The following is a 12850-nucleotide window of genomic DNA, read 5'->3' as shown; positions in this document are numbered from 1 at the left end:
GTGGGAGGCAGATTGGTGGCACCGGTGTTCGACGTCGATTCCAGCGACAACCCGATCGACACGTATCTTCCGCAGAACGGCAACCGCGGCTACCGCGTCTCACGCTACGAGCTCGACCTCGAGTACAAGGTGGAGAGCAACCGGTTGACGGGCAAGGCGAAGATCACGGCGGTCACCACTGCGACGGTGTCGAAGTTCGCGTTCGATCTCGGCCCGGCGATGAACGTGTCGAAGGTATCGGTCAACGGTTCGCGTTCGGTGAAGTTCACCCATCAACGCGGCAAGTTGAAGATCACGCCCGCCAAGCCGATCGCCTCGGGTGCGGCGTTGGTGGTGACGGTGACGTACGGCGGAACTCCCAAGCCCATCAACGGTTTGTGGGGTGAGGTCGGCTGGGAAGAGCTCACCGAGGGATCGATCGTCGCAAGTCAGCCGAACGGTGCTGCGTCGTGGTTTCCGTGTGACGATCATCCGGTTTCCAAGGCCAGCTACGGCATCACCATCACCACCGATTCGCCGTACTACGCGGTGGCCAACGGAACGTTGGTGCGCAAGCAAACTCGCGCCAGCCGAACCACGTGGGTGTACGAGCAGCCCGAGCCGATGGCCACGTATCTCGCGACCATCCAGATCGGTCCGTACGAGCATCGCATCGTCAGCCCGGGTCCGGTGCCGATGAAGGCGATCACTCCCCCGCGACTGCGCGCACAGTTCGACCACGATTTCGGCCGTCAACCGCAGATGATGGACACTTTCGTACGGCTGTACGGCCCTTACCCTTTCGCGTCGTACACCGTGGTGGTGACCGACGACGATCTCGAGATTCCGATCGAGGCACAGGGGCTGTCTATCTTCGGGGCCAATCACTGTTCGGGTTCCCGGTACTACGAGCGTCTGGTGGCGCACGAGTTGGCGCACCAGTGGTTCGGCAATTCGCTGACCCTCGGCAAGTGGGCCGACATCTGGCTGCACGAGGGATTCGCGTGTTACTCGGAGTGGATCTGGGCCGAGAACTCCGGCGGCGCAACAGCTCACGACAAGGCCAAGCGAGCGCACACCATTCAGCGTGGTCTGGCCATGGATCTGCAGCTCACCGATCCTGGGCCCGAGCGCATCTTCGACGATCGTGTCTACAAGCGCGGTGCCCTGGCACTGCATGCAGTACGACGCACCATCGGCGACGAGCGTTTCTTCGGACTGATCCAGGAATGGACCTCCAAGTACCGCTACTCCACCGTGGCGACCGCCGACTTCACCGACCTCGCCTCCCGCTTCGGTTGCCCCCGAAGTCTGTGGGACGCATGGCTGGTGGACACGCAACTTCCGTCGCTGCCGTAGTTTCCTGCCCGCTGCCCGTCTCCCCGACTTCCGCAAATGCGCGCGCGATTGCCAAAACCGCCCGGAATAGTCAACGACGATGCGCGCGTCTGACGAATGCGCGCGCGTTTGCGAAGACTCCGAGATGGCGAAGCTTTGCGATCCGCAATACGCCCCGGACCGGCGACAGAGTAAGACCGAGGTCGTGGCCATCCGACCGACTGTCGTCAGACTCGCCGACGGCGCTTCTGCGCGAAGCCGATGGTCGAGAAGCTCGCTGACAGCAACGCGAAAAGATTGATCGGCGACGCGATCGCACGGCCGACACTCGCATCGAGTGCGACAACCTGAAACAGCACCCAGAACACGATGACGCCCAGCACTGCAAAAATCGGCCACGGTCCGGAGTAGTTGTATTTCATGTTCGCTCCCGTCGTACGCGGGATGTACCCGCTCCACGGTACCCACCGCACCGGCTGCGTCAGCGATACCCGAGCGACACCGTCAACCCAGCAATCGCGTAGCCGTACAGCGCGACCGTCGCCAACGCCTGTCGCCAGAAGCCTTGCGGGAACGACGCCGCCCAGCGTCCCTTGCCGTCCAGTTGCAGATCGCAGGGGAAGTCGCTGATGACCATCGCTGCGGCCGGTTGCTTCGAGTGCGCGAGCACCACCCCGGTGGTGAACGGCAGTCCCCGAACGAACAGGTGACCGCACGAGTCCCCGACTCGATACCGCACCGCAGACTCGGTGACAACCCCTGTGTACCAACGTCGTTGGACGTTCCAGCCGGTCGCGTGCGCGAGCCGAAGGTTGTGATCACCGCGCAGTGCCGTGTCCACGGTCTCGACGTCTGCGATCACTCCCCATCGCAGCATCGACATCCACTGACCGATCCGTCTGCAGCGAAGCACCAGCGCCCCGAGCAGCACGATCGCGAACATGTACGGCACCAGAGCGGGATACCTCGACCAGCAGGCAGCCGGCACGATCACGGCGATCAGAAACCAGTACGCCTCGCGTCGGTTCCACGCGGTTGCAGCCGCGAGCGCCGCCGTCGAAGGCACTCGGTGCGGCGGGACAGTGCGCGCGGACTGCAGCATGATGCCGCTGATCCTAGAGCCGAACCGGTCGGCGCGCACCCACCAGTAACGCCGCAGGTGTGGTCCTCGTCGCAGCGGGAATTGTCGGTGCGGCGGTGATGACCCGCCAGCGACGAACGCAAATCGCAACGCGTCAGCGGTCCTGACCCCCGTCGTGGGGGGGGGGGGGGTGGGTGGGTGCGCAGAGAGAAAAAAAAAATCACGGAGGGGGGCGGGGGGAAGCCTGGCGCGACAACACCACCCACAGCCCTCCCCCCTCCCCACACCCCCCCCCCCCCCCCCCCCCCCCCCCCCCCCCCTCCCCCCCCCCCCCCCCCCCCCCCCCCCCCCCCCCCCCCCACGACCCTAGGGCAGGTGAGCAGACGTCTTCGATCGCACCACCAGGCCGCAGATTCCAGCCATCACCGCGCCGAACCCGAAGATGATCGGATACGTGACCACCCCGGGCCACGTCTCGGTGAGCGCCGACAGCACGGCAGGCACCGCGAAGCCCAGGTACGTCAGCGAATAGAACACCGCGGTGAGGCCGGCGAGGTCGTCGGGGCCCGCAATACGTTGCACCTCTTGCAGACCCGAGACCAACGCCATTCCGTAGCCACATCCGAGTACGGCTGCCGCGATCAGCGCTGCGGCGATGGTCAGCACCGACGCGGCCCAGGCGGCGACAGCCATGCCGAACACCAACAGAGTCAGCGCCACCAGAGCGCCTCGCGCATTGGCGGGTGTGTCGATTCGTCGCCCGACGGCCTGGATCGCAAATCCGGAGCCGAGGGCAATCACCGCCATCGCGGCCGAGAGTGCAACGGGATAGCCGCCCCCGGGCTCGTCGGCCAACGCATCGGCCATCAGTGACGGCAGCACCGCATAGGCGACGCTTGCGGCACCGAACACCCATGGTGCCAAAGGCAATACGACGAACAGGAACCGTCGATGCGAAGCGGACGGGATCCTCAGGTCGTCGAGCAGCTTCTTGCTCTTCGATGTCACTGTCGCCGTGCGTGTTTCGGGAACGGAGAGCATACCGATACTGGCGACGATGCAGATGAGCACGTGCACGCTGTAAGCGAGGTGCGTCGGCCACGGTGCCCACTGCGCGAGCACACCGGCAACTCCGGCACCGAGGGCGAAGCCCGCCGTCAACGACATCGCGGCACGACGCGCTCCAGCACCGGGTTTGGCAGTGGCATCACGGCTGGAGAGTTCTTTGACCCAGCTACCGCCCACGGCCATACCGATTCCGAGCGCGATGCCGCTGAGTACACGGCCACCGAAAAGCATGTATGCGTTGTCGGGTCCGAGTGCGATCAGAATGGACCCGGCTGCAGCAATTGCGGGGCCGGGCAACATGATCGGACGTCGGCCGAGTCGATCCGAGAGCGGCCCGCAGATCAACATCGCCGGGATGATGCCCAGGACGTAGGCGAACAAGAACGTATCGACCACCACGGCCGAGAAGCCGTGATCGAGCCGGTACATCACCAACAACGGCGTGAACTCGTTACCGCCCCAGGCGACGGCGAACATGCCCGACGCCACCAGCAGCCAGCGTCGCGCAGTCAGCTCGATGTCTCGATCGTTCGTGATCGTTTCGCTCATCGCGATCCCCCTTTTCCTGGCCGCAGGCCGTGCACCCCGAGCATGTGTTGTTCGACGGCCCGCTCGAATCCGTCTGCGTCGCCGGCCTCGATCAGGTCGGTGAGTCGGCGATGGTCGTCGACGATGCGCGAGATCTGGCCCGGATCCCGCGTCACCGAGGCTGCGGTCATCCTGCGCTGACGCTCGCGAAGTCCGTCGTAGAACGCGTCGAGCAAGGGATTGCCGCCGGCTCGGACGACGGTGCGGTGAAAGTCGGCGTCGACGGCGCTGAACTGCGCGGCGGTGCCGTCGACCGCCAAATTCTCCTGCAACTGCAGGTTCTCGCGCAGTGCTTCGACGACGCGTTCGCGTGCCCCCGCATCGCCGATGAACGCGCGAACACTTCCTGCCTCCACGAGGCGACGCGCATCGACGACACTTTCCGCCTCACCCACCGCGATCGGCACCACCAATGCCCCGCGCTTGGGGTACAGACGCATCCACCCCTCCACTTGCAGACGCAGAAACGCCTCGCGTACGGGCGTGCGACTGATCTCGAGCCGGGTTGCGATTTCACCCTCGCTGACGAGCTCACCGCCGGGCAGATCACCCGAAACGATGAGCTCTTTGACCGTCGCGTATGCCGTATCGGCAGCAGATTTCGTCTCGAGCACAACATAGATACTAGATGCACCTCAACTGTGCACCAAGAGCGAACCCTAGAAAGGTCCACTTAACGTGACATTGACCGTCGAAAAGGCCACTCAACGTCACATTGACTCCCCAGGGGCAGGACAGTCAGGGAACCCAGTGGCGTGCGGCGATGTCGTCGATCATCGGATCCCCGTCCTGCGCCGACTCGAGTGCCTCGAGGTCGTCGCGCAGTGCGTTGAGCCGCGGGTCGTCGCCCTCGGCCTGCTCGGCGGCCGTTCCACCGTCGTCGGCCAGTTGTGCGAGCAGCTTCGCGCGCACCCGATCCTTCAGGGAGTCACTCATTCGTCGTCACCTTTCTTGAACACGCGTCGGGCAGTGGGGATGAGCGCGATGAGTACGCCCAGCAGCACGATGATCGAGAAGATTTCCAGCAGCACAGCTACTCCCTAGAGTTTCAGGTCGGGGCGATTGCGCTGCCCCACGGGGTGTTGCGCACCACCGTGAAGGCGGCGAGAACAGCGATCAGGACGATCACCGTCGGACGATTGACTCGCGGGCGCGGCAGCGAACGGCCGATCCAGCGCGCTCGAAGCCACAACACCCACACCACGACCGCAACGATGGCGAGCAGCACCGCAACAACATTGCTCGACGCGGCCGCCGCGATGTCTCCGCGGCTGAGGTCACCCAGAGCGCGGGTGGCTCCGCATCCGGGGCACCACAGTCCGGTCAGTGCGTGGAACGGGCAGGGAACATAGGTCGAGGTCCGCGGGTCGCGCACGTGCAGCAGCACTGCCCCACCGACAGCCGCAGCGGCCACACCGAGGGGTGCGGCGATGCTGCGCGATCGGGTCGGTGCCGTCATGCCCCTGAGCCTAGGAGTTTCAGGGCTCGACGACGATAGATGCCGTCATGTCCGGATGCGGCGTGCAGTGATATGTGAAGGTGCCCGCGGTGTCGAAGGTGTGCGTGAACTGGCCGGTCTCCATGAGTTGACTGCGAAACGAGTTGTCGTCGGCGACGACGTTGTGTGCCATGCCTTTGTCCGCGAACACCCACGTGACGGTCTCTCCCACGGAGATGGTCAGTGTCTTCGGCGAGTACATCCGGTCGGCGACGGTGACCTGATTCTCGGCAACGGGTTCGGTGGATGCGGCCGGGGTGGTGGCGGTGGAGCAGGCAGTCAACGTGATCAGCAGTGCCGCGAACAATCCGAATGCCTTCATGACCTCGACGGTACCGAAAGGGCTCATTCCCTCCGGCCGAGGATGTACTGGGCCGTCAGCGCAATCGATCGGTCCGAGTCGCGGGTCAAGTCCTGCAGCGCTTGCAGTGCTGCCGGTCCCGGGATGCTCGCCAACGCTTGCGTCACTCTCAGTCTGACAGCGACATCGTCGAGCCCGTCCATCAGAGCCGTAACTGTGGAGGAGTCGGATCCCAGCACCCCGAGTGCATCTGCAGCGTCCACATCGTTCGTTCCGTCGTGCACCATCTCGATCAGCGTCGGGATGGCGTCGGTGATTCCTCGGGCCGCCAATTCCAGGGCAGCAACGCGCCCGATCTGCGCATCGTCGTGGACCAGCGCCTCACGCAACACGTCGGTGGCGTCGGGGTGAGCAATCTCGACGACGCTATCGACGGCGCGGCGGCGCACCTCGGGGTCCGGTGAACGCAGACCTTCCCGCAGCGGCCCCATCGCATCGCTACCCGTCTGTGCGAGAGCCCACCGAAGTGCGCCGGCCACGTTGGTTGCGGGCTCGCGCAGCACTGCCTCGGCCAGGGCCTCCGCCGGAATCGGTCGATCTCCGACGGACGCCAGCGCCGCCGACTGCCGCTTTCCTGCGCTCACGGACTGCAGATCGCCGAGCATCGCGACGGTGCCGAGCACGTCCCCCCAATCGTCGGGTCGGGCACTGCCGATTCGACGCAGCCGGGTGAGCAATTCCGTATCTCGCGCGATGCGTTCTTCGGCTCGGGCCGCGAGCTCGTCGACGAGTCCCGAGGCCGCAAAACTCGGATCGTCCAGCGCACGACCGACGTCGTGCAACGACAGACCCAGTGAACGCAGGGATTCGACGTGGAACAGGCGTCGAACATCCTCCGGGGAGTATTCGCGGTAACCGGTACTGCTCCGCGAGGTCGGCTGCACCAGCCCGAGACGGTCGTAGTGCCGGAGCATGCGCGCACTGACCCCGGACCGCCGCGCCACCTCACCGATCAACATCGTCCTATCTCACCCCGCTGTATCGACTACGCCAAGGGCATCGGCGCGTTTGGCCTCGAACAACGCGAACCCGGCATCCGGGTCTCGGAGCAGCGTCTCGGTCGCCCGCGCCTGTACTCGAACGGCAATATCCTTGCTCGACGCGGCGCGCACCAGCATCGGCTCGATCACCGAACCCAGTGCGACCAGAGCGCGACTCAGGCTCCGCTGGACGTCGTGCCCACCTCGCCCGAGTTGCGTGCCCAGCATCGCGGCCAGGTGCTCTTCGCTTCCGGTCGGAACCAGAACCACCGCAGCTCGCCACGCGCTACGTGCGACTTCGTCGTCGGGGTCGGAGATCAACGCCTCGGTGATGACCTGCCATGCCGCCCGATCCTTGATCTTGGACAACGTGTGCAGCGCTTGGCTGCGTGCCTGTGCCCCGCCGGATCGCACTTCCTCCATCAACCGCGGAACCGTCGGCGACGCGGGTAGCCGTATCAGGGCCCAGGTCAACATCTCCCGAACCTGAAAATCCGGTTCGACGGCGCATCGCTGCAGCAGTGCGTCGAGGAACTGCAGATCCGGTGTCGTACCGAGATCGAGCGCGGCCCGCAGCCGGGCCGACGGATTGCTGTGGTGCAATGCCCCGTTTACCGAATTCATCGAGTTCATGCGGCCCAGCCAAGACCTTGTCACCGTGCCAAGGTCAACCCCGACTCAGCACGTCAGCGAGAGTTCGGTTCATCGTGTTCAGTGCACGCACCGCACCCCGCAGTGGACCGGGCGCGTTGGTGGAGGTGAGCATGACATCCAGGACCGTCGTCTCGGTGACTTTCTCCGGCGGCTCGACGTGCTTGCCGGCCGCGGCCGCCTCGACGTGACGTACGGTCTCGCGCACCAGAGCCGCAGCATCGCGCAGAGCCCGGGCCGTGTCGTCCGACGGGGCCGTTTCCGCGTCGGCGCGAGAGGCCAGCACACCGGCTCGGGCCAATGCATGGGCAGATCGGCTACTGACGGCCAACACTCGCAGCAGTCGTTTCGCCCCTCGCCTGCTGCGGGTCGTCGGCCCCAGGACGAGTGGCTTTCCGGCCGTCACGACGTCCTTCAATGCGTTGTCGAGCGCGCGGGTCGACGCCACCAGGTCGGTCTCTCCTCCCGGCGTCACCACCGCTTCGACACTGGCCTCGATCAACGCGTCCAACTGTTCGAGGTAGGTATCGACCTTGTCCACCATGGTCTTTCGAGTTCCGGTCGAGAAGATGAAGTACGCGGAGACGATACCGACCACGCCGCCGACGGCGGTCTCGGTGATACGAAGCTCGAGCACCTCGATACTGAAGGTGCCCAACAGCCCGTAGAGCATCGCGAGCAGAATGGTGACGAAGAACGAGAGCAACGCGTACGCCACGGTCACCAGGTAGAACGCGAAGAAGACGCAGACGACGATCAACACCAGCTGCAGCGGTTGATTGTTGCCCACCAGTGCGGCGATCACCACACCGGCCAGCACGCCAGCAATGGTTCCGAGGACGCGTTGGCCTGCGCGCGTGAGGATTTCGCCCCGAGTCGAAGCCCCGGTGAACACCAAGAATGCCGTCAGCACCGCCCAGTACCAGCGGTCGGGCGAGACCAGTTCACCCAACACGGTCGCCGCGCTGGTGGCCACGGCCACCTGAATTGCGGCCTTGGTGCTGGGGTTCAGTCCGCTCGGCTCGTCCTTTGCCGCGGGCTCGGTCGATTCGGGCGCGGGGCTCGCAGCAACCGAGACTGCATTGGTGGTGATGTGATGAATAGCGATGTGCGCCTGCACGGCTCGCTGCGCGGAGACCGTGGCGATGCCGGCGGGGGTCGACGGATCGGCACGTTCGGCAGCCGTTGCGGCCATCCGACGGGCGGCCCGAAGCTGTTCCGAGGACGGCGTGTTCTGCAGGACCGACCCGAGTGCCGTCGTCGCCTGGCCCAGCGCTTTGGGCCATGGCTTGGCCGGATCGAGAGCCCACAGAGAGCTGACGAGTTGTTCGGTTGCGATCTGGGCGTCGAACACGCGGAGCGACAGATCGGTGCTGGTGACACTGAGCAGCTGACCGGCGTCGTGTCGGTCGAGCCAGTCGTCGATCATCAGCGCTGTGTTGCCGAGCCGGTCGAGTCTGCGGCGCAACAGGTTCAAGTCACGGTCTTCCCGCCTCGACGCCGCCTCCAGCACCGATACCGACACCGCCCGCATGGCGAACAGCAACCGACGGACTTCCACGATCGGCCGATCCGGGAAGATCACCGCGCGCACGAACAGCGCGATCGCCAAACCGCCGAGGATCGCCGCGATGAGCATCGGCAGCTGCCCCGGAGTCGCGCGCAGAAACAGTGCGAAGAAGTACGAGATGAACGCCACCATCCCCAGCGCAGTGCCGCGAGGACCGAACCTGCGGACCCATACGGCCGCGAACAACACCGCAATGAAGCCGACGTCGGCCACCTTGCCGAGCTCGGAGAGCAACGCCGCCAACGTCACTGCCGCCGAGGCCGGCAGCGCCATCAGCGCGGTGGTGATGAGCCGACTGTGCTGGTCCTTGTCCTTCACTGCCGCCGATGCCTGCATCGCCACCACGGTTCCGAGCATCGCGACCGTCACCGGCTGCCCGATGGCGCGCGTGGTCAACACCAGCGTCACCATCGCCAGCAGCACCGTGAGCGTGGTCGCCGACGCACTCCGCAGCCGTACCTGTCCCGGATCCGAGGCATCGAGGATTCGGGCGAGGCGGTTCATTCCTCGATTCTGCGCTACGGTTCAGCCCCGTGCCGTCCGGATCGCCGGGGCCGACGAATGCGGTAGCAACCGACTCATGTCCGACGGCGTGATCACCTCTACGGTCGCCGATTCGTCCAACCGATACGGCTGCGTGGAGATGATGCCGGCGAGGTGTTTGCGCAGCCGCGACATCTCGGCCCGCACGGTGATCGCCCGGCCGTCGTCGCCGAAGAGATCGGCCGCCATTTGCGACGCGGTACGCCCCTGGCGATGGGTGGCGAGCAGGTACAGAATTTCGGCGTGGCGGGGCGTCGGTTCGTGCGTCCACTCCCCCACTTCGCTGCGCACCTCGATGCGAGGTTTCTGCGAATTGCGCAGGTCGATGCGAATTCTCGTCGATCCGACCTCGGCGGAACCGGAATCCATTGTGCTGGTGGGTCGGACGAGCCATCCACCGGGCAGGGGTTCGAAGTCGCACACGCCGAGGGTCGGCAGCCAGAAGCGTCCCGTCGCGAGATCCTCGGGAAGCAGGATGCGATTGCGCAGCGCTACCGATTCGACGGCCGCGACCCACCCGTTCGCGTCGACGGCCAGCGCCGGGGACTGCAGTCGAGCGAGCATCGGTGCGGCCACCGAACGAAGTCGATCGAGGGTGGACCGATGAATCTCGCGTAGTTGGGATTCGGCCAACCGTGCGACGGCGTCGACCAGCGCAATGGTGGTGGGGTGCACCGTCTTGGCCGGACCGCTGACGTCGATGGCTCCCAGTACCTGTCCGGTTCGTGGATCACGGATGGGCGCGCCGGCGCAGGTCCACGAATGATGGCTCCGCACATAATGTTCGGCCGAGAAGATCTGGACCGCGCGGCGTGAGACCAGTGCAGTGCCGATGGCATTGGTGCCCACCGAATCCTCCGCCCAGTTGGCCCCCTCGACGAATCCGAGATCGTCGGCGCGGTCGAGGACGGCCGTCGATCCGCTGCGCCACAACACGCGGCCGTGGCGATCGGCGACGACGAGGATGTTGTCGCCGTCCTGCACCACCGATTCCAGCCCGCGGGCCAGATCGTCCAGGATGTCGAACAACCCCGACTCGCGTCGGCTGAGCTCGAGATCCGAGACGTCCATCTGCGTCTCGGCGGGGTTGCCCAGTTCGGGGTCGATGCCCAGGGTCTGCAACCGCCGCCACGAGTCACCGATGACCTCGCGGGGACGTGCGGGCGACTTGCCGCCGGTCATGGTCGCGTCGTACACGGCAGTGAGAATCTGCGCGTAGCGGCGCGGGTCTTCGCCGGCCGCCAGCGCAGGTTCAGGACCTGTCGACTGCGTCATCACAGTCAATTGTGCTCCAGCTCACAGATCGATATCAACGGGGGTTACCGATAGACCAGGCCACCGTCGATCAATGGTGCCTGGCCTGTCATGTAGTCCGAGTCGGGTCCGGCGAGATACGAGACGAACGCTGCCACGTCCTCGGGCGTCTGCGCCCGACCGAGAGCGATACCGCCGACGAACTTGTCGTAGGTTTCGCCCTCCGCGGCGCCGGTCAGCTCGGCGAATCGTTTGTCGATGGTCACCCACATGTCGGTGCCCACCACGCCGGGGCAGTACGCGTTGACGGTGATGCCCTCAGCGGCATACTCCTTGGCTGCAGCCTGGGTCAGTGCCCGAACCGCGAATTTTGTTGCGCTGTAGACCCCGAGCATCGCAAATCCGTCGTGACCCGCGATGGACGACGCGTTGATGATCTTGCCCTTCTGCCCGAGAGACTTGAATGTCGCTGCAGCAGCTTGGATTCCCCACAGCACACCGTCGACGTTGACGGCCCAGATCTTCGCGACGTCCTCGGGTCGAACATCGTCGAGCGGGGCCACTTGCGCAATTCCCGCATTGTTGACGATGACGTCGAAGCCGCCGAGCGCACTGTGCGCGTGGTCGACGGCCGCGAACACCTGGTCGCGATCACTGACGTCGGCCACGAATGTCGTTGCCTTCGAGCCAGTTCGACGCACCTCGTCGGCGACGCCGGCAATCTTGTCCTCGGCCAAATCCACCAAGGCGATGTCGTGACCGTCGGATGCCAACCGCAATGCGATGGCCCGGCCGATGCCCTGCCCCGCTCCCGTCACCAACACCGCGCTCATGCGGATGCTCCAGTCGAAGGATCGACCAAAACCTTCATCTTCGTGCCTGCGTGCAGCGCCTCGAACCCGTCGTCGATGACGCCGTCGAGCGCAATCTTGTCCACCCAGCCCGTCGTGTCGTAGTGGCCCTGGCTCATCAGATCGATGACGGCCTCGTAGTCGGCGGAGGTGTAGCACAGCGAGCCCTGAATTCGGGATTCGTTCATCACCAGCTTCTGCAGCGGCGTGGTGAGAGGCTTTTCGTAGATAGCGACGCTGACCAGCGGCTTACGCGCACCGATACAACCGAGCGCGGCCTCGACGGCAGGTTGCACGCCGGCCGCGTCGTAGATGGCGTCGGCACCCTTGCCGTCGGTGAGGTCGGCGATGTGAGCCGGGATGTCGAGAGCCGTCGGATCGAGGGTCTTCGCTCCGAGAGCCTCGATCGATGCTCGACGCGTCGGCGACGGTTCGACGACGTAGACGTTGTCGAGCCCTTTGCCGCGCAGTGCGAACCACAGCCCGATACCGATTGGTCCTGCTCCGAACACCATCGCGGTGTCCTCGGGATTCGGATCTCCGAGTGTCGCAGCATGATAGGCGACCGACATCGGCTCGACGAGGGCTCCGAGTTCGAGAGAGACGTTGTCGGGCAACGCGTGAATCATGTCGGTGGGGACCACGGTGTACTCGGCCATTCCGCCGTCGGACATCAGTCCGTGGAAGCCGATCTGCGCGCAGATGTTGTAGTTGCCCGCCCGGCACGGCCCGCAGCGTCCGCAGCGATAGAGCGGCTCGATGGCGACGCGGTCGCCTATTTTCACGCCGGTGACTCCTGTGCCGAGCTCGGTGACGGTGCCCGAGAACTCGTGTCCGAGGATCAGCGGCATCTCCTGACCGGTCAGCGGATGCGGCGATGTGGGGATGAAAATGGGGCCGGCGTAGTACTCGTGCAGGTCGGTTCCGCAGATTCCATTGAACCCGATCTTGATCTTGACCTGCCCTTCACCGGGATGGGGCTCGGGGACGTCGGTGATCTCCACCTTGTTGGGTCCGTAGTACATAGCTGCGCGCATCGGTCTTCACTCCTGACTGGATTGGATGCACACAGGTTTATGTGACCCGGA

Annotated in this window: 14 protein-coding genes; 1 reads left to right on the top strand and 13 read right to left on the bottom strand. The window is 65.1% G+C overall.

From position 1 onward, the window contains the following. Positions 1-1338: a M1 family metallopeptidase gene (locus tag ACQR3T_RS14285; RefSeq protein WP_155293417.1), complete on the top strand. Its 1338-nt coding sequence runs from the start codon at positions 1-3 to the stop codon at positions 1336-1338. 206 nt (positions 1339-1544) lie between these two features. Here the strand turns inward: ACQR3T_RS14285 and ACQR3T_RS14280 are convergent, their stop codons facing one another. The 13 genes from ACQR3T_RS14280 to ACQR3T_RS14220 all read right to left on the bottom strand — a co-directional run bounded on the left by ACQR3T_RS14280 (position 1545) and on the right by ACQR3T_RS14220 (position 12799). Beyond that, positions 1545-1739, bottom strand: a complete 195-nt coding sequence (locus ACQR3T_RS14280) for a hypothetical protein (protein WP_032380113.1) — start codon at positions 1737-1739, stop codon at positions 1545-1547. Positions 1740-1798: 59 nt separating this feature from the next. Continuing rightward, entirely contained in the window at positions 1799-2419 is a 621-nt protein-coding gene (locus tag ACQR3T_RS14275) for a hypothetical protein (RefSeq protein ID WP_428693844.1), read from the bottom strand. Between the two features lie 345 nt (positions 2420-2764). Further along, positions 2765-4015, bottom strand: a complete 1251-nt coding sequence (locus tag ACQR3T_RS14270) for an MFS transporter (RefSeq protein ID WP_428693843.1) — start codon at positions 4013-4015, stop codon at positions 2765-2767. Beyond that, on the bottom strand, positions 4012-4668 hold the full coding sequence (locus ACQR3T_RS14265) for a GntR family transcriptional regulator (RefSeq protein ID WP_428693842.1): 657 nt from the start codon (positions 4666-4668) through the stop codon (positions 4012-4014). The genes ACQR3T_RS14270 and ACQR3T_RS14265 overlap by 4 nt, the downstream gene beginning before the upstream one ends. Positions 4669-4792: 124 nt before the next feature. Continuing rightward, entirely contained in the window at positions 4793-4990 is a 198-nt protein-coding gene (locus tag ACQR3T_RS14260; RefSeq protein WP_428693841.1) for a hypothetical protein, read from the bottom strand. A 112-nt stretch (positions 4991-5102) separates the two neighbouring features. Then, entirely contained in the window at positions 5103-5513 is a 411-nt protein-coding gene (locus ACQR3T_RS14255) for a DUF2752 domain-containing protein (RefSeq protein ID WP_032380109.1), read from the bottom strand. A gap of 19 nt (positions 5514-5532) precedes the next feature. Then, positions 5533-5874, bottom strand: a complete 342-nt coding sequence (locus ACQR3T_RS14250) for a cupredoxin domain-containing protein (protein WP_032380705.1) — start codon at positions 5872-5874, stop codon at positions 5533-5535. Between the two features lie 23 nt (positions 5875-5897). Beyond that, entirely contained in the window at positions 5898-6872 is a 975-nt protein-coding gene (locus ACQR3T_RS14245) for a HEAT repeat domain-containing protein (RefSeq protein WP_428693840.1), read from the bottom strand. 9 nt (positions 6873-6881) lie between these two features. Beyond that, complete coding sequence (locus ACQR3T_RS14240) at positions 6882-7517, bottom strand: HEAT repeat domain-containing protein (protein WP_230594750.1); 636 nt, start codon at positions 7515-7517, stop codon at positions 6882-6884. 43 nt (positions 7518-7560) lie between these two features. Beyond that, positions 7561-9618: an FUSC family protein gene (locus tag ACQR3T_RS14235; RefSeq protein WP_428693839.1), complete on the bottom strand. Its 2058-nt coding sequence runs from the start codon at positions 9616-9618 to the stop codon at positions 7561-7563. Positions 9619-9639: 21 nt separating this feature from the next. After that, positions 9640-10932 (bottom strand): GAF domain-containing protein, encoded by a 1293-nt coding sequence (locus tag ACQR3T_RS14230; RefSeq protein WP_032380105.1) that lies wholly within the window; start codon positions 10930-10932, stop codon positions 9640-9642. 44 nt (positions 10933-10976) lie between these two features. Beyond that, a complete protein-coding gene (locus ACQR3T_RS14225) occupies positions 10977-11744 on the bottom strand; it encodes an acetoin reductase (RefSeq protein WP_032380104.1) in 768 nt (255 codons plus the stop codon). Continuing rightward, entirely contained in the window at positions 11741-12799 is a 1059-nt protein-coding gene (locus tag ACQR3T_RS14220) for a 2,3-butanediol dehydrogenase (RefSeq protein WP_428693838.1), read from the bottom strand. Before ACQR3T_RS14220 ends, ACQR3T_RS14225 begins: the two co-directional genes overlap by 4 nt. Positions 12800-12850 lie beyond the last annotated feature (51 nt).

Source organism: Rhodococcus sp. IEGM1428 (assembly GCF_050321865.1).
Classification (GTDB): domain Bacteria; phylum Actinomycetota; class Actinomycetes; order Mycobacteriales; family Mycobacteriaceae; genus Rhodococcoides.
The sequence above is the reverse complement of the archived record's forward strand: the minus strand, read 5'-3'. Positions and strand labels throughout refer to the sequence as shown.